Annotated in this window: 23 protein-coding genes and 1 pseudogene; 20 read left to right on the top strand and 4 right to left on the bottom strand. The window is 64.3% G+C overall.

The window, feature by feature from the left end:
- Nucleotides 1-24: 24 nt before the first annotated feature.
- Nucleotides 25-762, bottom strand: coding sequence for an IclR family transcriptional regulator (locus VCS63_RS12405; RefSeq protein WP_063640929.1), 738 nt, complete (start codon nucleotides 760-762; stop codon nucleotides 25-27).
- Nucleotides 763-904: 142 nt separating this feature from the next.
- On the opposite strand from VCS63_RS12405, the gene VCS63_RS12400 reads away from it, so the two are divergent.
- The 7 genes from VCS63_RS12400 to VCS63_RS12370 all read left to right on the top strand — a co-directional run bounded on the left by VCS63_RS12400 (nucleotide 905) and on the right by VCS63_RS12370 (nucleotide 6136).
- The gene (locus VCS63_RS12400) at nucleotides 905-1282 is read left to right on the top strand and encodes a flagellar protein FlaG (RefSeq protein WP_308023991.1); all 378 of its coding nucleotides are present in this window, start codon (nucleotides 905-907) and stop codon (nucleotides 1280-1282) included.
- A gap of 142 nt (nucleotides 1283-1424) precedes the next feature.
- Nucleotides 1425-2810, top strand: coding sequence for a flagellar filament capping protein FliD (gene fliD / locus VCS63_RS12395; protein WP_175201735.1), 1386 nt, complete (start codon nucleotides 1425-1427; stop codon nucleotides 2808-2810).
- 18 nt (nucleotides 2811-2828) lie between these two features.
- A complete protein-coding gene (gene fliS / locus VCS63_RS12390) occupies nucleotides 2829-3257 on the top strand; it encodes a flagellar export chaperone FliS (protein WP_063640846.1) in 429 nt (142 codons plus the stop codon).
- A gap of 46 nt (nucleotides 3258-3303) precedes the next feature.
- Nucleotides 3304-3657 carry a flagellar protein FliT gene (locus VCS63_RS12385; protein WP_063640847.1) on the top strand — a complete coding sequence of 118 codons (354 nt, stop codon included), beginning with the start codon at nucleotides 3304-3306 and terminating at the stop codon, nucleotides 3655-3657.
- Nucleotides 3654-4988 carry a flagellar hook-length control protein FliK gene (locus tag VCS63_RS12380; protein WP_063640848.1) on the top strand — a complete coding sequence of 445 codons (1335 nt, stop codon included), beginning with the start codon at nucleotides 3654-3656 and terminating at the stop codon, nucleotides 4986-4988. The genes VCS63_RS12385 and VCS63_RS12380 overlap by 4 nt, the downstream gene beginning before the upstream one ends.
- The gene (locus VCS63_RS12375; protein WP_063640849.1) at nucleotides 4988-5305 is read left to right on the top strand and encodes an EscU/YscU/HrcU family type III secretion system export apparatus switch protein; all 318 of its coding nucleotides are present in this window, start codon (nucleotides 4988-4990) and stop codon (nucleotides 5303-5305) included. Before VCS63_RS12380 ends, VCS63_RS12375 begins: the two co-directional genes overlap by 1 nt.
- A 27-nt stretch (nucleotides 5306-5332) precedes the next feature.
- Nucleotides 5333-6136 carry a flagellar brake protein gene (locus tag VCS63_RS12370; protein ID WP_063640851.1) on the top strand — a complete coding sequence of 268 codons (804 nt, stop codon included), beginning with the start codon at nucleotides 5333-5335 and terminating at the stop codon, nucleotides 6134-6136.
- 92 nt (nucleotides 6137-6228) lie between these two features.
- Here the strand turns inward: VCS63_RS12370 and fliE are convergent, their stop codons facing one another.
- Nucleotides 6229-6561: a flagellar hook-basal body complex protein FliE gene (gene fliE / locus VCS63_RS12365; RefSeq protein ID WP_063640853.1), complete on the bottom strand. Its 333-nt coding sequence runs from the start codon at nucleotides 6559-6561 to the stop codon at nucleotides 6229-6231.
- A 330-nt stretch (nucleotides 6562-6891) separates the two neighbouring features.
- Between fliE and fliF the strand changes: the two genes are divergently transcribed.
- The 13 genes from fliF to fliR all read left to right on the top strand — a co-directional run bounded on the left by fliF (nucleotide 6892) and on the right by fliR (nucleotide 18232).
- Entirely contained in the window at nucleotides 6892-8553 is a 1662-nt protein-coding gene (gene fliF / locus VCS63_RS12360; protein ID WP_063640855.1) for a flagellar basal-body MS-ring/collar protein FliF, read from the top strand.
- Nucleotides 8543-9553, top strand: a complete 1011-nt coding sequence (fliG, locus tag VCS63_RS12355) for a flagellar motor switch protein FliG (RefSeq protein WP_042793301.1) — start codon at nucleotides 8543-8545, stop codon at nucleotides 9551-9553. The genes fliF and fliG overlap by 11 nt, the downstream gene beginning before the upstream one ends.
- Nucleotides 9546-10289 carry a flagellar assembly protein FliH gene (gene fliH, locus VCS63_RS12350; protein WP_042793300.1) on the top strand — a complete coding sequence of 248 codons (744 nt, stop codon included), beginning with the start codon at nucleotides 9546-9548 and terminating at the stop codon, nucleotides 10287-10289. The genes fliG and fliH overlap by 8 nt, the downstream gene beginning before the upstream one ends.
- Nucleotides 10286-11776 (top strand): flagellar protein export ATPase FliI, encoded by a 1491-nt coding sequence (gene fliI, locus VCS63_RS12345; protein ID WP_323879917.1) that lies wholly within the window; start codon nucleotides 10286-10288, stop codon nucleotides 11774-11776. The genes fliH and fliI overlap by 4 nt, the downstream gene beginning before the upstream one ends.
- Entirely contained in the window at nucleotides 11769-12218 is a 450-nt protein-coding gene (fliJ, locus tag VCS63_RS12340; protein ID WP_063640930.1) for a flagellar export protein FliJ, read from the top strand. Before fliI ends, fliJ begins: the two co-directional genes overlap by 8 nt.
- A gap of 24 nt (nucleotides 12219-12242) precedes the next feature.
- Nucleotides 12243-13616, top strand: coding sequence for a flagellar hook-length control protein FliK (locus tag VCS63_RS12335; protein ID WP_323879915.1), 1374 nt, complete (start codon nucleotides 12243-12245; stop codon nucleotides 13614-13616).
- A 170-nt stretch (nucleotides 13617-13786) separates the two neighbouring features.
- Nucleotides 13787-14419 (top strand): flagellar basal body-associated protein FliL, encoded by a 633-nt coding sequence (gene fliL / locus VCS63_RS12330; protein WP_162726347.1) that lies wholly within the window; start codon nucleotides 13787-13789, stop codon nucleotides 14417-14419.
- 2 nt (nucleotides 14420-14421) lie between these two features.
- Nucleotides 14422-15429, top strand: a complete 1008-nt coding sequence (gene fliM, locus VCS63_RS12325) for a flagellar motor switch protein FliM (protein WP_175198922.1) — start codon at nucleotides 14422-14424, stop codon at nucleotides 15427-15429.
- Nucleotides 15422-15967, top strand: coding sequence for a flagellar motor switch protein FliN (gene fliN / locus VCS63_RS12320; RefSeq protein ID WP_323879911.1), 546 nt, complete (start codon nucleotides 15422-15424; stop codon nucleotides 15965-15967). Before fliM ends, fliN begins: the two co-directional genes overlap by 8 nt.
- Nucleotides 15968-15977: 10 nt before the next feature.
- A complete protein-coding gene (fliO, locus tag VCS63_RS12315; RefSeq protein ID WP_323879909.1) occupies nucleotides 15978-16301 on the top strand; it encodes a flagellar biosynthetic protein FliO in 324 nt (107 codons plus the stop codon).
- 27 nt (nucleotides 16302-16328) lie between these two features.
- Entirely contained in the window at nucleotides 16329-17120 is a 792-nt protein-coding gene (gene fliP / locus VCS63_RS12310; protein WP_063640868.1) for a flagellar type III secretion system pore protein FliP, read from the top strand.
- 19 nt (nucleotides 17121-17139) lie between these two features.
- The gene (gene fliQ, locus VCS63_RS12305) at nucleotides 17140-17409 is read left to right on the top strand and encodes a flagellar biosynthesis protein FliQ (protein ID WP_042793294.1); all 270 of its coding nucleotides are present in this window, start codon (nucleotides 17140-17142) and stop codon (nucleotides 17407-17409) included.
- A gap of 34 nt (nucleotides 17410-17443) precedes the next feature.
- A complete protein-coding gene (gene fliR / locus VCS63_RS12300) occupies nucleotides 17444-18232 on the top strand; it encodes a flagellar biosynthetic protein FliR (RefSeq protein WP_063959830.1) in 789 nt (262 codons plus the stop codon).
- Nucleotides 18233-18304: 72 nt separating this feature from the next.
- Here the strand turns inward: fliR and VCS63_RS12295 are convergent, their stop codons facing one another.
- Nucleotides 18305-19900: a PAS domain-containing methyl-accepting chemotaxis protein gene (locus VCS63_RS12295; protein ID WP_063640872.1), complete on the bottom strand. Its 1596-nt coding sequence runs from the start codon at nucleotides 19898-19900 to the stop codon at nucleotides 18305-18307.
- Between the two features lie 296 nt (nucleotides 19901-20196).
- Nucleotides 20197-20368: pseudogene (locus tag VCS63_RS12290) on the bottom strand (methyl-accepting chemotaxis protein); the annotation flags it as partial.

The raw sequence follows: 20368 nt of genomic DNA, 5'->3' as shown, positions 1-20368 counted from the left end.
CCGCCGGGGCGCAAGGCCTGCCTGTCAGGCCTGCTGCTCCAGCGCCGTGCAGGCCGACCGCAGTATCCGCGCATACGCCTCCTGCTGCGGCTCGATCCGATAGATCGGTCCGCCTACTGAAATCGCATAATGTTCGCCGGACAAGGTAACGGGCCAGGCAATCGCTCCCACGTCGGCTATCGATTCCCCGCTATTCATGAACCAACCGCGCTGGCGGGACAGATCCAGGTCAGCCAGCAAGGCCTCGCGGGTAACCAAGGTGCGCTCGTTGTGGCGCGTCATGGGCATGCTTGCGAGCATGGCGTCGCGGGCGGGTTCGTCCAGCAGGGATAGCAAGGCCTTTCCCAGCGAATTTGCGTGAACGTCCTTGAATTCGCCCGCAACAGGCGCGTATCTGATGGTATGGGGCGAATCCAGCACATCCAGATAGACCACTCGCCCATCCTGGCTCAGCTTGGCGAAAACAATTGTTTCCCTCGTTGCGTCCCTTAATTCTGCAAGACTGGGATAGACCCGGTCCAACACAGGATCTGCGCGAGCGATGCGCTGGGCCATGGCAAGCAGCCTGCCCGTCGGGTAATAGCCCTGGCGCCGCCCGGTTTCATAGAGATAGCCCAACCCCGTCAGGGTTCGGATCAGCGCCAGGCAACTCGATACCGGTACATCCAGCAAGCGGGCCAGTTCAGATAGAGGGAGCGCGCGCTTTTCGCGGGCATAGGTTTCGATTATTTCGATAACTCGCAGCGCCGTCTTGACACTCATTGCCCGATCCGAACTGTTTATCACGTGAAACATTTGGCTCGCCGGCGGCTAAAGTTCCTTGCGGGCCTGCCGTAATGGTAGCTGAGAATTCCCTGAAAACAGCGCGTTCCTCCGAGACGCCCACATCGCCGTTGGAGTGATCATGGCCGTAACCCCGCTAGCCCCCGCCTCGTTTGCACCCGCCCCGGTCGCAGCCGCACCGGTCGCGCCGGACCCCGCCGTGAGCGTCGTGCCCGCGGCCGCCGCAACGAACAGCGGAGCTTCGGACAGCGCAACGTCGGACCAATCCGATTCGCAGAAGCTTCCCTTGGACAAGGCTCTGGACGAAATCAACGACCAAATGAAGTCTTGGTCCACGCAGTTGAAATTTGAGATCGACCCCAATGTGCACCAGGTCGTGGTTTCTGTGGTAGACGCAGAATCTGGTGATGTCATCCGCACGATCCCCAGCGAAACGTTGCTGAAAATCGCCAAGATGATCGTGAACATGCAAGGCAACGGTATTAAGACTTCGGCGTAATACGGCCCCAAATTTTGATTTGATCTACCGCTGAGCGGTCGACGCTTTGGAAGCGCCGAATTAGGCCCGCCTTATGCCCTTACCCGGCCAATCGCCGGCTTCGTATTTTTGACAGAATCGCATCGCTAGGAAGGAATTTCACATGGCCTCCATCACCAACCTCGGCTCGACCACCGGACTTCCTCTGGAGGAGATCCTCACCAAGCTTCAAGCTGCAGAGGACAAAAAGCTGAGCCTGTACACGACCCGCCAGGCAAGCTACGAGGCCCGCGTAAGCGCCTTTGGCCAAATTCAAAGCGCGGTGGAAGCCGTGCAGAAAGCCGCTGAAGCACTGGGCAAGAATTCCGTCCTGGACGCGGTAAAAGCCAACGTCTCGGGCAACGGCTTGACCGCGACTGTGGGCACCGATGGCGCCACCATGGGGGAGTACTCCATCAAGGTGAACAAGCTGGCCACCGCACACACCCTCCAATCCGGATTGGTTGCGGACCGAAAGGCGTTCAATGGTGCGACCGGCTCATTCACGATTGAACTGACCAATGGCGAAACCCGCACCATCGACCTGAAAAACGACACTTCGCTGAACGGCATCGCCAGTGCGATCAATAGCGATGACAAGGTCGGAGTACGGGCCAGCATCATCAATGACGGCAGCGGCAACAGCTACCTGATGCTGAGCGCCAAGGACACAGGCGAACAGGCATCGGTGAAGTCGATCACGGTCACCGGCGATCAAAAACTCAAGGACATCCTGAACTACAACACGGACCCGGCCGATCTCAACCCGAAGATGGCGCAACAGACAGTCCCCGTGGACGCTGAGATCGAAGTCAACGGCATCCCCATCAAGAGTGGTAGCAACAGCATTTCCACCGCTATCGATGGCGTAACCTTGAACCTGACGGCCACGACCGAAGCTGGTAAGACAGTCACCCTGAAGCTGGAAAGCGACACCAGTGTCGCCAGCAAGGCGGTTCAGGAATTCGTCACCGCATATAACTCGCTGCAAAACACGATTGCCAAGCACACCGCATTCGACGTTGTCGCAGAAACCAATCAGGCCCTTACCGGTGACGCCACAACCCGTAGTATCCAGTCCACCATGTCCAACGCACTGCGAGTCGTGACGTCGGAAGGAACTCTGCGGTCGTTGGCTGACCTGGGTGTCACGCTTGACCCGAAGACCGGCACGTTGAAGGTCGATCAGAAGCAACTGGACAAGGCGCTGGTCGAAAACCCCGCCGACGTCAAGCGCATTATGACCTCGACGAATGGCCTTACTGCGCAGTTCACGGCAGCCGCGAAAAGCATGTTGGGCGACAACGGCTCAATCAAGATTCGTCAGGAAGGCCTGACCGAATCCATCAAAGATGTCAAGGATCAGCTCACCCGAGCCAAAGCCAGCAGCGACGCCTCCATGGCAACCATGCGCGCCCAGTTCGTTGCGTTGGAGAAGTTCGTGTCTCAGCAAACGGCCACTGCCAACTATCTGACTCAACAATTCGCAGCCCTGAGCAAGTCCAAGTAACCTACAGAAGATGTATCGATGACTTATGCCGCCCGCCGCCCGACCGGATCTTATTCCGTGCGTTCCTACGCCGAGATCGGCCTGGAAACACAAATCCTGGGGGCCAGCCCGGAAAGGCTGATTTCGCTGCTGTACATGGGCGCCCGGGCGGCAATCGGGCAGGCTCGCCTCCACCTGCAGGAAGGCAGGATCACGGAACGGGGCGCAGCCATCTCGAAGGCCATCAAGATTGTCGACGAAGGCTTGAAAACCGGCCTGAACATGGAGGCGGGCGGCGAAATCGCCGCCAACCTCGCCCGCCTGTACGACTACATTGTCCGCACGCTGCTGATGGCAAACCTGAAAGCAGATCCGGAAGCGCTCGAAACGGCGGATCGCCTGTTGGCGGATCTGGCCGAGGCCTGGCAGACATCCATTGATCGCCCTGCCGGGGGCGTGCAGCCTTGACGGCACTGCATACGCACCGTCCAGCAATCGAACGCCCGAGATTTCCATGACGTCCACGACCCAGTACACCTCCCCCATCCTGGAACACTACCAGGAGATCGCTCTCATCACGGGAGAAATGCTAGCAGCCGCCCAGGCCGGCGACTGGGATGGAGCGATGGTCCACGGACAACAATATTGTGAGCTGGTAGAACGCCTGCGCCAGACCGAGCAGTCCGTGCCGCTGGACGAAGCTGGCCGCGCCATGAAGTACGACCTGCTCGTGCGCATTCTTGACAACGACGCACTGACTCGGGATTTGGCACTTCCCCAACTGGCCCGCCTTGGGGACTTGCTGGGACGCATGAAGCGCCAGCAAACCCTGCTGTCCGCCTACGGCTACCAGGCGCCTGAAGAATGAGCGTAGGTCCCGCCGCACTCGGCAATGTCCTGGTGCAGCGGCTGGACGCCGTGCTAGGCACGACAATGTCCGCCGCCAGCGCCAATCAGGTTTCGGGCGCACGGCCTGACGCGGTCAGCCAGCCAGGCAATCTGGAAAAGCCCGGCCCCTCGGACGGATCTACCCGCGACCCACGGCAAGGCATACAGACTGGCGGCGCCCGCGGCGACCGCCAGAATACTGTCGTCGACCCCAAAACAGCTGCAGCACTGGCCTTGGCCGCCCGCGGCTTGGTCACCAGCAGCGACACTACCGCCTCTGCCCCGACGACACTAGGCTCGACTGCGCGCACCATACTCGCGCTGCTGGCCCAGTTCCCGGAAGCCGCGCCCGCGATCCAAGGCCGCGCCCCGCTCTGGGCAGCCAACCCGTCCGCCGGGCAGGCTGCCGCCAGCCCCGGCGCATTGCCCTCGCAAGCCGCCGCCCAGACACCGATGCCGTCCGCCGGACAGACGCCCGCGCAGGCGCCGGCTCAAACGGCTTCCGCCCTGGCGGCTTCGGTCGCGGCAGCGCTCGACGGCGACGCGCCCACGACAAGTACGAGGCCGGACCGGCCAGCCGGGCACGGCGACAGCGCCAATGCAGCAAAGGGAACAGACGCCGCAGCGCAAACGACCCTGGCCGCCGGCGGCCCCTCCGCCCGCGCGCTGGGACAGGCTTTGCGCCAGGCCTTGCAAGGCAGCGGCCTGTTCTATGAGTCCCATCTGACGGACATGGTCTTCGGCCGCGCGACGCCGGAACAGCTGCGCAAGGAACCCCAGGCGGCGCTCGGCAAGAATGCCCCCGCCCAGGACGCCGCGACTACGCGCCCGCGCGCCGACGCGGCCGCCGGCGGCCGTTCGGGCGCCGACGCCGGCCCCAGCCATGGCGCGTCGGGCGGATCCGCTTCCGCTGCGCCTATCAGCGGCATACATCAGGACCTGACGGTGCTCGTGCGCCAGCAGCTGGACGTGCTGGCCAACCAGGCACTGACCTGGCAAGGCGAAGCCTGGCCCGGCACGCCCATGGAATGGGAGGTCGAGCGCGACCCCTATGGCGGCGATCCGAGTTCGACGGCTTCCACCTGGGCGACGCGCCTGAAGCTGGACCTGCCGCGCCTGGGTCTGGTGGACGCCCGACTGAATCTGGCTGGAGATCAGATCGTCCTGCAGCTCATTGCTCCTCACGCCGCAGCCGAGATCAATGACTCCTCGGACACGTTGCGTTCGCGTTTGCTTGCGGCGGGCCTGACACTCAGCAACCTGACGGTCAGCGTGGTGGAACCGCGCCCCGAAATCCTCGGCGACATCTGATGAACCGCCCTGCTTTGCCCCCCGCATCGGATCCGAATGCCAATCGCAACGCGGCGGTTGCCATTTCCTATGAAGACAAGGACGGAGCCCCCCGCGTCGTTGCCAAGGGCTACGGCCAGCTTGCGGATACCATCGTCCGCGCCGCCCAGGAAAACGGCCTCTACGTTCACGAGTCGCGCGAGCTGGTCGGCCTGCTGATGCAGGTGGACCTGGACGCACATATTCCTCCCCAACTCTATGTAGCGGTGGCAGAATTGCTGGCCTGGCTCTACCGCCTGGAATCGCGCGAGTTCCCTGAACCCGCTACGCCCGCCTGATGACCCTATTACCTGAGGAAGACCAACGTGTTGGATGCCAGCGACCCGGAGTTCCTGCTGACCCGGCCCGAAGACATGCGATCGGCCCTGTTCGAGCTGACCCACCCTGACAGCCACATCCTGGTGCGCGACGCCGCGGATCGCGAGATGGCAGTCCTGGTACTCGGCGTGGACAAGCAGGCCGGCGAATTCTTCTGGAGGCCTCGCGATTACGCCGGCGCGGACTTCGAGCAGTCCGACTCAATGGGTTTGCTTAGCGGCACCACCTTCCACTTCCATGCCACCGCCTATGGCGGCGTCCAGATCCGCTTTCGCGTGCAGCGGCCTCAGATCATTCATTTCGACGACGGCAGCGCCGCGCTGGTATCGCCTTTCCCGGAACGCCTTGCCCGTATCCAGCGCCGCAAGATGTTCCGCGCCTCCCTGATCGCCGCAGCCAACGTATGCCGCGCAAGCTGGCAGGCCACTCCCGGAGACAAACCCTACTCGTTCACGATACGCGACATCTCGGTTGACGGCGTCGGCCTGCGCGCGGGACTGGCGGTGCCTGCCCTGCCAGAACGCGGTACGGTGATGGAAAACGTGCAACTGGATTTCGGCGACCAAGGCAAGCTCAGCGCCAAGCTGGAAGTGCGCAATGTGTATCCGGTCTCGGGGCAGCCGATGGTGCAATCTTCCAACCCGGACGAACCAGCCCCCAAACATGTTTCGCTCACCGGCGAACCACCCGTCAGCCACCTGGGGGCCGTCTTTTTGAACCTGGACGCGCGCCAGGAGAACTGGCTGCAGCAGGTTGTCTGGCGCCTCGAAAAAGGCGCCCAGCGCAATTGACAGGATATCAAGCGGCCGCGCGCCGAACGCGCACGGCCTGAACTGGCTTGCGCTTCCGCTCATGGGGAAAGGCGCAAGCCATGAAACCTGCGTCAGACGGCCATCGAGGAGATTTCCTTGTAGGCCGCAACCAGCTTGTTGCGCACCTGCACCGCGGTCTGGAAGCCGATACTGGCCTTCTGCATATCGATCATGACATCGTTGAGGGAAATATCCGGTGCGCCGAGCTCGAAGGCTTTGGCCTGCGCGGTGGCGGCGTTCTGGGCAGCGGTCACGCGGCGAATGGAACGCTGCAGCTCCGCGGCAAAACCGTCGGGTTGACCGACCATTTCCCCCGCGGCGAGGTTACCCGTCTCCGCCTTGCTTACTACCGCGCGCATTTGCTGAAGCATGCTTTCGATGCCGGACAAGCCTGATACAGCCATTACCTGATTCCTTACTGATGGGATTACGCCAATGTTGGACACAGCGTAACTCCAATGCAGCCGGCCCATAGCCGACAAGAACCGCCAAAAAACCCGACATTTCCTTGAATGCGCGGCCCATCTTTCCGCGGGGGCGGACGCCACGCGCTCCTTGTTGGGGACATAGGAGATAAGTAACGCCAAAAACCGGCTGTTTTCAACGATTGGGATGGACGTCTCAGGGGCAATAATCCACGCTCTCCCCAGACCAGAAGCACGTTGCATGTGTAATCTGCCCTACCCAGACATGAAGTCCCATTTCCAGCTCCGCGTGGCCAGCGGGGGCCGCCAATGAACCAGCAGGCTACCCTGAGTTCGTCGCTGCTGACGAAATTCCCCGTGCTGGAGAAGGTACGCGCGCTGCCCAAGCCCGTCCTGCTGGGCGCGGCGGCGGCGCTCGTCGCAGTCATCGTCGCCGTGGCGATGTGGAGCAGCGAACCCAAGTACAAGGTGTTGTTCTCCAATCTGGACGATCGCGACGGCGGCGCCATCGTGGCGGCTCTGGGAACGATGAACGTCCCCTACCGCTACAACGAGAACGGCACTGCCTTGCTGGTTCCGGCCGACCGCGTCTACGACGCCCGCCTGCAGCTGGCGTCCCAGGGATTGCCGCGCGGCGGCTCCGTCGGCTTCGAGCTGATGGACAACGCACGCTTCGGCGCCAGCCAGTTCACGGAACAGATCAATTACCAGCGCGGCCTGGAAGGTGAACTGGCGCGTTCGATCGAAGCCATGCATACCGTGCAGCATGCCCGCGTGCACTTGGCCATGCCGCGCCAGTCGCTGTTCGTGCGCGAACGCCAGGCGCCCACCGCGTCGGTGCTGCTCAACATGCACCCGGGCCGCAGCCTGAGCGATGCGCAGGTCTCGGCCATTTCGTGGCTGGTGGCCTCAAGCGTCCCTGAACTCACCGCCGAGAACGTCTCCATCGTCGACCAGAACGGCCGCCTGCTGTCGGCGCCGCTGGGTGAAGGTCGAGGCATGGATGCCGACCAGATGCGGTTCGTGCGCGAAATGGAACAGCGCACCGTTGAACGCATTCTTACGATCCTCAACCCGCTGGTGGGCCCGGGCAACGTGCACGCCCAGGCCAGCGCCGACGTCGACTTCGCCCGCCGCGAAGAAACGTCCGAGGTCTACCGCCCGAACCAGGAACCTGGCCAGGCCGCGGTGCGCAGCCAGCAGACCAGCGATTCGACCCAGCGCGGCGTCAATCCCGCCCAAGGCGTGCCCGGCGCGCTGTCCAACCAGGCGCCCGCCAATCCCCAGGCGCCCATCGCCAATCCGCCGCAACCGCAACCGCCCCGTCCCGGCCAGCCGCAACAGCCGGCCAACACCCAACAGCAGACGGGTACGCAGGCTGTCACCGCCAATCTGAATGAACGCCGCGACGCCACCACCAACTACGAGGTGGACCGCACGATCAGCCACATCAAGCAACCGGTGGGTAACCTCAAGCGCCTGTCGGTGGCCGTGGTCGTGAACTACATCCGCGACAAGGACGGCGAACTGCAACCCCTGCCGCCTGAAGAGCTGAACAAACTGACCAATCTGGTCCGTGAAGCCATGGGTTACTCCGAAACCCGCGGCGATTCGCTGAACCTGGTCAACAGTCAGTTCAACGATGGTCCGCCGCCGGTGCCGATGTGGCGCGATCCGGAAATGATCTCGCTGTTCAAGACGATCCTGGCCTGGCTGGTCGGTGGCGTGCTGGCGCTGTGGCTGTATCGCATGCTGCGCCGCACGGTTGGCGACTACCTCTACCCGCCGGTTGACCCCGAACAGGCTGAAGCAGAACGCCTGGAAGCGGCACGCGAGGCCCAGGACGCGGCCCGCGCCAAGGAAGTGGATCGCTACCAGGACAACCTGGAACGCGCCCGCACGATGGCCAGCAAGGATCCGCGCGCCGTCGCCATGGTTCTGCGCACTTGGATGAGCAAAGATGAAAAATGATTCCACTCCGCTGGACGGCATGACGCGCAGCGCCGTCTTGATGATGTCGCTGGGCGAGGACGCCGCGGCCGAGGTCTTCAAGTACCTCAGCGCGCGTGAAGTCCAGCAGGTAGGCGCCGCCATGGCCAGCCTGAAACAGGTCACGCGCAGCGACGTGGCCGTGGTACTGGAAGAATTCCGCCAGGAAGCCGACCAGTTCATGGCCGTCACGCTGGGCTCGGACGACTACATCCGCACGGTGCTGACCAAGGCCCTGGGCAGCGACCGCGCAGCAGGCCTGATCGAAGACATCCTGGAAGCCGGCGAAGGCGGCAGCGGCATCGACGCGCTGAACTGGCTGGATCCGAACACCGTGGCCGAACTGATCGGCGACGAACATCCGCAGATCATCGCCACCATCCTGGTTCATCTGGAGCGGGACCGCGCTGCCGGCGTGCTGGCGCTCCTGACGGATCGCCTGCGCAACGACGTAATGCTGCGCATCGCCACCTTCGGCGGCGTGCAGCCTGCGGCGCTGTCCGAACTCACCGAGGTGCTGAATTCGGTCTTGGCCGGCCAGGGCGCCAAGCGCAGCAAGATGGGCGGCGTGCGCACGGCGGCGGAGATCCTGAACATGATGAACTCCGCCCAGGAAGAGACCGTCGTCGCCAGCCTGCGCGAACGCGACAACGATCTGGCGCAGAAGATCATCGACGAGATGTTCGTGTTCGACAACCTGCTGGACGTCGAGGATCGCGCCATTCAGCTCATCCTCAAGGAAATCGACAACGACACGCTCATGGTCGCGCTCAAGGGCGCTCCGGAAGAGCTGCGCGCCAAGTTCCTGCGCAACATGTCCAGCCGTGCCGCCGAAATGCTGCGCGAAGACCTGGATGCGCAAGGTCCCATCCGCATGTCGAAGGTCGAAACCGAGCAGAAGAAGATCCTGCAGATCGCTCGCCGTCTGGCGGAAAGCGGCCAGATCGTCCTGGGCAACCAGGGGGACGACACGTATGTCTGAGATGGACAGCGGGGCCACGACGCTCATCTCGCGCAGCGCCGCCTGGCGGCGCTGGCAGATGCTGTCGTTCGACGAGCCCGCGCCCGTCGAAGTGGAACCCGAGCCCGAACCCGACCCGGGTCCGGACCCCGAGGTGGTCTTGGCCCAACTGCGTGCCCAGGCGCTTGCCGAAGGCCGCGAGGAAGGTCACGCGCTGGGCCATGCCGCCGGCCTGGAAGCCGGCCAGCAGGCGGGCTACGAAGCCGGCCTCGCCGCGGGCCGCGAGCAAGGCTATGCGGAAGGTTTGGCCCAGGCCCGGGAACAGGGCGCGGCGGAAGCACAGCACCTCCATGCGCTGGTCGAGGCTTGCGCCACGTCGCTCGCGTCGCTCGAGGAAAAAATGGGTCAGGGCCTACTCACGCTAGCTCTGGACATCGCCCAGCAAGTCGTGCGCACCACCCTCGCCGAACAGCCTGACACGGTAGTCAGCGCCGTGCGCGAAGTCCTGCACATCAATCCGACCGCTGGCGGCCAGATGCGCCTGTGGGCAAACCCCGCGGACATCGAACTCATCCGCCTGCATCTGGCGGACGAACTCAAGGAAGGCCATTGGCGCGTCCTGGCAGACGAGTCCATCGCACGTGGCGGCTGCCGCGCCGAAACACCTTTCGGTGACATCGACGCCACCTTGCAGACACGCTGGCGCCGGGTAGCGGCTTCGCTGGGACGCAACGTCTCCTGGGAGGAGCCGGTGTGAGCGCCAATCCGGCTTCCTCCCTGCCCGGCCAGGCAACCGCAAACGCTGCCGCCGTTCCGGTCATCGACCGTTGGCAGACGCAGTTGCAGATCGGTTCGATCCGCGCAGCGTCCACCGATCCCTGGTTGGTCAGCGGCAAGATTACCCGCGCAACCGGCCTCGTGCTGCATGCCACCGGCCTGCGCCTGCCCGTGGGCGCTGCGGCCCGCATCGAGATCGCACGCGGCCATGATCATTGGGCGGATGCCGAAGTCGTGGGCTTCGACGGCCATACGCTCTATCTGATGCCCCAGGCCGATATCTCAGGCCTGCCGCCCGGCGCTCGCGTCGTACCTGGCGAACCGCCCGTCCAACGCCAGATTCCGCTGCCGCGCAAAGCCGAATTGAACGGCAACGCCAAACCGCAGCTGGGCCGCCACCTGCCGGTGGGCAATGCCTTGTTGGGCCGGGTGCTGGATGGCGCCGGACGCCCACTGGACGGATTGGGCCCGCTCACGGGCGCCGAACTCGCTCCCCTGTCCGCCCAGCCGATCAATCCCCTGTCTCGCGCGCCCATCGATACGGTGCTGGACACGGGTGTGCGCGCCATCAACGGCCTGTTGACCGTCGGCCGCGGCCAGCGCATGGGCCTGTTCGCCGGTTCCGGCGTGGGCAAGAGCGTGCTGCTGGGCATGATGGCCCGCTATACCAAGGCCGACGTCATCGTCGTCGGCCTCATCGGCGAACGCGGCCGGGAAGTCAAGGAATTCATAGAGCACAACCTCGGCCCCGAGGGTCTGGCGCGCTCGGTCGTGGTAGCCGCGCCCGCCGACGTCTCCGCGCTGCTGCGCCTGCAAGGCGCCGCCTACGCGACGCGACTCGCCGAGCACTTCCGCGACCAGGGCCTGGACGTGCTGCTCATCATGGACTCGCTTACCCGCTACGCCATGGCGCAACGTGAAATCGCGTTGGCGATCGGCGAGCCGCCCGCGACCAAAGGCTATCCGCCATCGGTCTTCGCCAAGCTGCCCACCCTGGTCGAGCGCGCCGGCATGGGCGCGCCCGGGCCTTCCGGCAAGGCGGGCTCCATCACCGCGTTCTACACCGTGCTGGCCGAAGGCGATGACCAGCAGGATCCCATCGCCGACTCGGCGCGCGCCATCCTGGACGGCCACGTCGTTCTGTCGCGCCACTTGGCCGAAGCGGGCCATTACCCCGCCATCGACATCGAGGCATCGATCTCGCGGGCAATGACCTCGCTGATCACGCCGGAACAGTTTGCCGTGGTACGCCGCTTCAAGCAAAGCCTGTCGCGATACCAGCGCAACCGTGACCTGATCGCCGTGGGCGCCTACGCAGCGGGCAATGACCCGCAGCTGGACGATGCCATCGCGCGCTATCCGCGCCTGGAAGCCTTCCTGCAACAGGACATCGGCGAGAACGTCGGCTATGAAGCCGCCGTCAGCCAGCTGCGCGCCAGTTTTGAATTGAGGGATGCATATGCCTAGCCAATTGCCGTTGGACATGCTGATCAACCTGGCCAAGGAGAGCACCGACGAGGCAGCGCGCCTGCTTGGCAGGCTCAGCGCCGAACGCACCAATGCCGAGCGCCAGTTGTCCATGCTGCACGACTACCGCCAGGACTACCTGGAACGGCTGCAGCAGGCGATGACCACCGGCATGTCGGCCAGCGACTGCCATAACTACCAGCGCTTCATCAGCACGCTGGACGACGCCATCAGCCAGCAACAAGGCGTGTTGCGCCAGGCGGACGACAACCTCGCGAAAGGCCGCCTCTACTGGCAACAGGAAAAGCGCAAACTCAACTCCTACGACGCTCTGGCGCAGCGCGAACTGCGCGCCCAGGCCGTTGTGGAGTCCCGTCGCGAACAGCGCGCCAACGACGAATATTCCGCCCGCCTGGTCCAGCGCCAGACCGGCATGCATTAAGCGATACCTCACAGGAAGCCCCAGATGAACGCTCCCCTGCCCTTGCCTTCGATCGTGCCCGCGGCGCCGTCGTCGATCACCGATGCGCTCGGCGCCAAGTCCTCATCCGCGAGCAAGAAAGGCCCCGCCTTCTCCGACGTGCTGGCCCAACAACGTCCTGCGCAGCAGCGCCCCGGCCAGGCCGCCGACTCGAGGCCGGCCAAGAACGGCGCCAAGACGCCTGCCGGCGGCAAGAATGCCGGCGAGCCCGCCGCCCGCGCCGAGGGTGCCGCGGCTAATGGCATCGACGAGGCAGTGAAAAGCGCCGCACAAGCAGAAGCCGGCGCCCTGGCTGTCGCAGCCGCGCAGCCCAATGCCGCCTTGCCGCAGCAAGCCCTGGAAATTGCCGCCCAGGCCGCCGAACAGGTTCAGATCGCGCGTGGCAACGCCGCGGCTGCCGCAGCCGCGATGAGCAGCGGAGCCGCTGTCCTGACCACCGCACTGAACGCTGCGGACCTTGCTCCCGCAGCCTCCGGTGCGCAGACAGCAGGAGCCGGCGCCGTGACCGCGCCACAGGCCGAAGCAGCCGCTGCGCTTGCTGCCCGCGACGCGGAAATTGCCGTGCCGGTCATTACCGCGGCCGCCAAGCCTGGCAACACCGCGCCCGCACAAGCGCCGGCTCAGGCCCCCGCTGCCCCTGCCAAGACCGCAACGCCGCGCCTCACCGCCGAAGCCGCACTTCCCCGCCCCGCACACGATGCGCGGGCAGAATCGGGCCAGCCCGCCTTGCCTGAGCATGCCGACGAGGCGACCGCCCACGCCCTGACCAACGCCGAACAACAATTCCAGGCGCAGCAACATGGCGGCTCCGTCCAGGACAATCTGGCCCAGGCACTGGCCGCTGCCGGCCAGCGCGCGGTCTCCGTTCCCGCGGCAAACCAGGCTGCCATCGCCGCGCCTGTCGTCCCGGTGGTTCTGCAGGTCGCCACCCCTGTTGGCGGAACGCATTGGGGTACCGAACTCGGTCAGCAGGTCGTAATGATGAGCCACGGCGCGCGTCAAGGCATGCAAACCGCCGAACTGCGCCTGGACCCGCCAGACCTGGGCCCGTTGCGAGTCAGCCTGAATCTGTCGGACGGCGTGGCCAGCGCCTCCTTTGTGTCCGCCCACGCCTCGGTACGCCAGGCGATTGAAACCGCGATCCCGCAGCTGCAACAGGCGCTGGCCCAGGCCGGCATTTCCCTGGGCCAGACCAGTGTCGGCGAGCAGGCCGCCCAGCAGGAATTCGCACAACAGCATGGCGGCGGATCGCAGCGCCATGCCGGCGGAGGTCAGGCAGGCGCCGACAACGTCGCCGAAGCACCCGCCACCGTGGCGGTTGCGCGCAACGCCAATGCACTGGTGGACACCTTCGCCTGACAAACATGCGCATTGTCCGCGGCCACGGCTGCGGGCGGTGCAGCAATAGCTTGAGATACGCGGCTTTCGCCCTGTTTTTCGCCTCCAAGCGGGGGCGGCATTTGGGGCAGAATGCTTTCATCCACTAAGAACCCGTTTTCATCAGCGGCAAAACACGCATCGACACCGAGATGGCGACTTCCAAACCTTCACCCATGCCTGCGCGCGCAGCCTCCAACCGCTCCGGCATGGGCCGCATTCTTCGTCCCTTGCTGGCGATCCTGGTCCTGCTCATCGTTGCCGCGGCCAGCGCCGGCGCAACCTGGTTCATTACCCAACGCATGCAGCCGCAGCAAGGCGGCGCGCCCGTGCAACTCGGTGTCGGCCAAGTACCGCCCGGCCAAGCGGGCCAGCCTGGGGTGCCTGGACAACCCGACCAGGCGGGACAAGGCCCTCAAGCAACTCCCACCACGTTCGTCGCGCCTCCTGCTGGCCCGGTAGCCGTGCCTGCCCCCATCTTCGTACCGATCGAGCCCTTCACTGTCACTTTGCAGAACCCGGATACCGAGCGGATCATGCACGTGGGCCTGACGCTGCGCGTCAGCGATGAGCAAACCCGCACGCGTCTTGAAAAGTACATGCCTGAAGTGCGCAGCCGGATCCTGATGGTTCTGTCTTCGCAGTCGCCTACCGGCGTGCAGACGCAGCAGGGCAAGACCGAAATGGCCGCCGCCATCAAGCAGGCCGTCAATCGCCCGTTCTCGCCCCTGCCGGACGGCCAGTATGTCACCGACGTACTGTACACGGCGTTCGTGGTGCAATAAGCATGGCCTACGAGGCATTTCTTTCGCAGGACGAGGTTGATGCGCTGCTGGCGGGCGTCACCGGCGAAAGCGACAGCAAAGCAGCAGGCGCGGACCAGAACGCCGGCGCCCGCGCCTACGACCTGAGTTCTCCGGACCGAGTCGTGCGGCGCCGCATGCAGACGCTGGAGCTGATCAACGAGCGCTTCGCGCGCCACATGCGCAACGTGCTCTTGAATTTCATGCGCCGCAGCGCCGACATCACGGTGGGCTCGATCAAGATCCAGAAGTACGCGGACTTCGAACGCAACCTGCCGGTGCCGAGCAATCTGAACATGATTCAGATGAAGCCCTTGCGCGGTACGGCCCTCTTTACCTATGACCCGAACCTGGTGTTCCTGGTCATCGACAGCCTGTTCGGTGGCGATGGCCGTTACCATACGCGCGTCGAGGGCCGCGACTTCACCACGACCGAGCAGCGCATCATCCGGCGCCTGCTGAATCTGACCCTGGAAAGCTACGGCAAATCCTGGGATCCCGTCTATCCGATCGAATTCGAGTACGTGCGCTCGGAGATGCACACCAAGTTCGCCAGTATCACCGGCAACAATGAAGTGGTGGTCGTCACCTCCTTCCACATCGAGTTCGGCGCGACCGGCGGCGACCTGAATATCTGCCTGCCCTACTCCATGATCGAGCCGGTGCGCGACCTGCTGACGCGTCCGCTGCAAGAGACCACGCTTGAAGAGGTGGACCAGCGTTGGGCGCAGCAGCTCTCCCGCCAGGTCCGCAGCGCCGACATCGACGTGGTGGCGGAGTTTGCCCGCATTCCTTCTTCCATCCGCGAGCTGATGCGCCTGAAGGTGGGCGACGTCCTGCCCGTGACCGTACCCGAAACCATAATTGCCAGTGTGGACGGCGTGCCGCTGATGGAGTGCGGCTACGGCGTCTTCAACGGCCAGTACGCCCTGCGCGTACAGAACATGTTTACCCACGATACAGAATCCAACGAGGCCTCTGACCATGACTGACAAGAACGAGCCTGGTACCGGCTCGTCCCCGGCCGACGACTGGGCCGACGCGCTCGCCGAACAATCCCGCGCCAATCCGCCCACCCAGGCCGATGGCCTGAAACCCAAGGATGACTGGGCCGCCGCCATGGCTGAGCAGACAGCCGCGGCCTCCCCCGCCGCCGAGCCCGCCGCTCCCGCGCCAGCGCCTGCCCCATCCGCCGCCCCCGCCGCCCAACCTGCGGCCCAGTCCGTGTTCAAGCCCCTGGCTGGCACGGCAGGCGGAGCCGGCGCCGACATCGACCTGATCATGGACGTGCCCGTCCAGTTGACGGTTGAACTGGGCCGCACCCGCCTGACCATCAAGAACCTGCTCCAGCTGGGCCAAGGTTCCGTGGTCGAACTCGACGGTCTGGCGGGTGAGCCGATGGACATTTTCGTCAACGGCTACCTGATCGCGCAGGGCGAGGTCGTGGTCGTGGAAGACAAGTATGGCATCCGTCTGACGGACATCATCACGCCTTCCGAGCGGATCAACCGCTTGAACAACCGCCGCTGATGCAAGCGCCATGAACGAGTCCGCCCTCCTGCGCGTCATCATTGGCCTGGTCCTGGTCCTGGCTGCCATTCTGGCCGCGGCCTGGCTGGCTCGCCGCGCGGGGCTGACGCAACGCGGCGGCGGTCATCTGCTGCGGCAGGTGGCCAGCCTGCCTATCGGCCCGCGCCAGAGCATCGTCGTGGTGGAAGTCGAAAACACCTGGCTGGTGGTGGGCGTCAGCCCGAACCAGCTCAACACTCTGCATACCCTGCCCGCCGGCCAACTGCCGGAGGCTTCGACCTTGCCCGCCGCCGCCTTCGCGGCCAAGCTGGGCCAGGCGCTCAAGCGCCGCTAGCGGCGCAGCGCCCTCCAAGCGACACCCATGAGTTTGCCCACAAGCACGACACCCGTCCGCGCCCGGTCCGGCGCGCTGCGCCTGCTCGGCGCCGCCGCCCTGCTGGGGCTGGCCTTGTTCCCCGCAGGTGTCGTCGCCCAGGCCACCTTGCCAGCCCTGACCGCGACACCCGGTCCGAACGGCTCCGAAACCTATTCGCTCAGCATGCAGACCCTGCTGCTGATGACGTCGCTGTCGTTCCTGCCCGCCGCGTTGCTGATGATGACCGGCTTCACCCGCATCATCATCGTGCTCGGTCTGCTGCGCAACGCCATGGGAACGGCCATGTCGCCGCCCAATCACGTGCTGATCGGCCTGGCGCTGTTCCTGACCTTCTATACGATGTCGCCGGTGTTCGACAAGATCTACGCCGACGCCTACAAGCCGCTGTCCGAAGGCACCATCCAGTTCGAAACCGCGGTGGAACGCGCCGCGGGGCCTCTGCGCACTTTCATGCTGCACCAGACGCGCGAGAACGATCTGTCACTGTTCGCCAACCTGGCCAAACAGCCGGCTCTGGAAGACCCCTCCCAGGTGCCGCTGCGCATCCTGGTGCCGGCCTTCATCACCAGCGAACTCAAAACCGCTTTCCAGATCGGCTTCACCATTTTCATCCCCTTCCTCATCATCGACCTGGTGGTCGCCAGCGTGCTGATGGCGTTGGGCATGATGATGGTTCCGCCGGTTACGGTAGCCCTGCCCTTCAAGCTCATGCTTTTCGTGCTGGCCGATGGCTGGAATCTGCTCATGGGCTCGCTGGCCCAGAGCTTCTACCAATAATTCCTGGAGGAGAATCGCCATGACCGCCGAAACCGTCATGACCATGACCTACCAGGCGATGAAGATCGTCCTGGCGATGGCCGGGCCGCTGTTGCTCATCACGTTGGTGGTAGGCTTGGTCATCAGTATTTTTCAGGCCGCCACGCAGATCAACGAAATGACGCTGTCGTTCATTCCGAAGTTGCTGGCCATGTGCGGCGTGCTGGTGCTGCTCGGCCCCTGGCTCATCGGCATCATGGTCGACTACATCCGGCAGCTGATCGGCCAGATCCCCATGCTGGTGTCCTGAGCTGCGGCCGCCGCCGGACGCTGGGCCCTCCCCCATGATCGCCTTTACGCTCGAACAGCTCAACGGCTGGATCGGCCAGTTTCTCTGGCCGTTCGTGCGCATCCTGGCGCTGGTGGCCACGGCGCCGCTCTTCTCCGAATCGCTGATTCCAGTCAAGGTCAAGGTCGGCCTTTCCTTTGTCCTGGCGGTAGCCATCAGCCCCGCGCTGGACCCGGTCCCCCCGATCGCGCCCGGCTCGTTTACGGGCTTGTGGATGGTAATGCAGCAGGTGCTCATCGGCATCGCAATGGGCTTCACAATGCGTTTGGTCTTCGCCGCCGTCCAGACCGCCGGCGAATTCGTGGGCCTGCAGATGGGCCTGTCGTTCGCCTCGTTCTTCGACCCCAGCTCGGGCGCCAATACCGCGGTGCTGTCCCGTCTGTTCAATATCATCGCAATGCTGACTTTTCTGGCATTGGACGGCCATCTGCTGGTGCTTGCCGCGCTGGTCCGCTCGTTCGACACGCTGCCCGTTGCAATGATCCAACTGCATCAGAACGGTTGGGGCGTGGTGGTGGAATGGGGTAAGACCGTCTTCGTATCGGGTTTGCTGCTGGCGCTGCCGCTGATATGCGCCCTGCTCACGATCAACCTGGCCATGGGCATCCTTAACCGTGCGGCACAGCAGCTTTCCGTGTTCTCTATCGGCTTTCCGGTGACACTCATCGTGGGCGTCACGATTCTGGCCGTCGTGCTGCCTCATTCCGGCCCCTTCCTGGAATCGCTGTTCGAGTCAGGCCTTACCGCCATGAGCCGCGTCGCGGACGCTCTGGCGGGAAAGTAAGTCCAGGGCACCGGCCCCAAAGCAATGCAGGCACCCCGAGGGTGCCTGACATCGCCGCGCATCAATCCGTTGTTACTGCTGTCCGGTAAGGCGGAAAACGCGGATAGTCTCGCGCAAGGCGCTGGATTGATTGCCCAGCTGCATCACGGCACCACCAAGATCCTGGACCAGTGCGGTGTTCTGCACCGTCATTACGTCCATCTGCGACACCGCCGTATCCACCTGCTCGATACCGCTGGACTGCTCCTGCGACGCCTGGGAGATCTCGCCGATGATGTCGGTCACGCGGTGTACCGCGGCGACGATATCCTGCATCGTGGCGCCGGCTTGCTCGGCCTGTTGGGACCCTTCGGTGACACGCTCCACGGAGTCCTCGATCAAGCCCTTGATCTCCTTGGCCGCCTGGGCGCTCTTCTGCGCCAGGCTGCGCACCTCGCCCGCCACCACCGCAAAGCCCTTGCCGGATTCCCCGGCCCGGGCGGCCTCGACCGCGGCATTGAGGGCGAGAATATTGGTCTGGAAAGCGATGCCTTCGATGATGCTTACGATGTCGGCAATTTTGCGCGAACTGTCGGAAATGCCGTGCATGGTGTTTACCACCTGACCCACAGCGACACCGCCCCGGCGGGCCACGTCCATGCTGCTGGCGGCCAACTGGTTGGCCTGACGCGCATTGTCCGCGTTCTGCCGCACCGTAGAGGTCAACTGCTCCATACTGGCCGCAGTCTGTTGCAGCGATGCCGCCTGGCCTTCTGTGCGGCCCGCCAGTTCCTGATTGCCACGCGCAATATGCGCTGCGGCATGAGTCGTGCCTTCGATGCCCCGATACACGTCCTGCGCGATGCCGATCAGGCTCTTGCGCATGACTTCCAGCGAGAACTTCAGGCTCCCGATTTCATCGTCCGAATCCGCCACGATCTGAGTGGTCAGGTTCCCGGCAGCGACCTGGCGCGCCATGTTGGCGGCATCCACCATGGGATCCAGCAACGAACGGGACAGGCGCCAACCCGAGCCGAAGATGGCGAGAATGCCCAGTGCGATCGCCGCGCAGCCGACGCTCGCGCCCACGGTGCTCAGGTCTGCCCAATTTGCCCTCAGGCCATAAACGCCCGCGCCTGCCATGATCGCGGACGATAGCAGTGCTTGCCGCAACATACGGCTGCGGACGGTGCGCCGGAAAGGAAACGCCAGCGCATCAAGGCAGCGGCGCCAGCCGGCGCGCACGGGACGGCCGCGTTGGATACGCACGCCCCGGGCCTTACCCTCGCGTATGCGCGCGTACAGCTCCTCCGCCATTTCGATCTGCTCTTCCGAGGGACGCACCCGCACCGAAGAGTAGGCTACGACCTCGCCGTTCTCGACGATCGGGGTCGCATTGGCCAGCACCCAATAAAATCCGCCGTCCTTGCGCCGGTTTTTTACCAACCCCAGCCACGATTCGCCGGCCTGCAGTGTCTCCCAGAGGTCTTCGTAGGCCTCGGGCGGCATGTCGGGATGGCGCACGATATTATGCGGCTTGCCGATGAGTTCTTCACGGGAAAAGCCGCTGACCTCGACGAAAGCCGGATTCGCATAGACGATCCGGCCCTTGGTATCGGTACGCGAAATCAGGTACTGATCCTCGCGCAGCTTGGTTTCTACATTATGGACGGGTAGGTTGACGCGCACAGCTTGCCTCCGGCTACAGCATTTCGAGCAGCGAACGAATATCGACGAGCAAACCGGATCTGACGCCCCGCTTAGACGTGTTCCCCCGCCAGGTTCATCGGACGCCGAAGGCCGCGTGGCCTCTTCCGCCTTCGAACACTGTTCACCGCCCTTTTTCAGACGTTATTGTTTTTAACGACCACATTTTCGAAAACTTAACGTGCGCACGATCGTGGCACGCGCGGCGCCGCAAAGCGCAGGGCCGCGGCCGTGCATAGGCGCGGCCGCGGTCCCATGGCAGGTCTCTGCTTGCGGCGTTATGCCTGCGTCAGCGTGGGCGCGGCGTAACCGGACAACTGATGCGCGGGGACTTCGATGACTTCGCCCGCGTTGATCTTGAACACCGCCACCGCCTCGGCCAGTCGCTGCGCCTGCTCCTGCAGGGAACCAGCAGCCGCGGCCGCCTCTTCCACCAGCGCCGCGTTCTGC

It is taken from the genome of Achromobacter sp. D10 (assembly GCF_035282245.1).
In the GTDB taxonomy this organism is placed as follows: Bacteria; Pseudomonadota; Gammaproteobacteria; order Burkholderiales; family Burkholderiaceae_B; genus Achromobacter; species Achromobacter insolitus.
The sequence above is the reverse complement of the archived record's forward strand: the minus strand, read 5'-3'. Positions and strand labels throughout refer to the sequence as shown.